This is a genomic window from Candidatus Termitispirillum reticulitermitis (assembly GCF_054655775.1).
Window position 1 is genome coordinate 1 of sequence record NZ_BAAIHG010000231.1, and the last position, 573, is coordinate 573.

Below are 573 nucleotides of genomic sequence, written 5' to 3' on the forward strand. Positions count from 1 at the left end.
GGGCAATATACTCTAAAAACCTTAACGGCATATTAGGGTTCACAGTAGACTGATGTTCCACTAATACAACCAGCTTATTATCCCCTATAACAAAAGACAGGTCATTACGTCTATTCATAAACAAAACATTTTCTAACGTGTTCAGTTCTATATCGCTTGGCTTTATATCAGCTCCAACTATAGCATTATACATCTCAACAAGATTGTCCTTATCAGAGAACAACTTGGTAAATACAGTGTCTTTATATTCCCTGTTTGCCTTGCTACTTGACATGACTTAATAATATAATAAACAGAGGTGGTTGTCAATATCTTTCATTTTGTTGCTTTAATCAACTGGCATTCTCTCGTCAAGGGTGGAGGAAAAGCCCGCCTTTGCAACACACAGCATTTCATTAGTCTAGTCAAGTATATAGTCCCCATAAATCAATCTGCATTAGCAAGCGTGTATTTAGCACACCTAAAACGTGTAGAGGATATAATATTAGGGTTAGCTAGTAATGCAACGGTTGAGACACTCACAAAGGGGCTAATGGAGCAGGTTGGCAGGGCGATAGAGCCGATGTCGTGGCT

Annotated in this window: 1 protein-coding gene and 1 pseudogene; one reads left to right on the top strand and one right to left on the bottom strand. The window is 38.9% G+C overall.

Translation table 11 applies throughout. The annotated features are described in order from the left end of the window. Positions 1-274, bottom strand: a pseudogene (locus AC1MDJ_RS08470) (Rpn family recombination-promoting nuclease/putative transposase); the annotation flags it as partial. A gap of 24 nt (positions 275-298) precedes the next feature. On the opposite strand from AC1MDJ_RS08470, the gene AC1MDJ_RS08475 reads away from it, so the two are divergent. Then, a partial coding sequence (locus tag AC1MDJ_RS08475; RefSeq protein ID WP_479690469.1) for a hypothetical protein occupies positions 299-573 on the top strand: 275 nt, incomplete at its 3' end.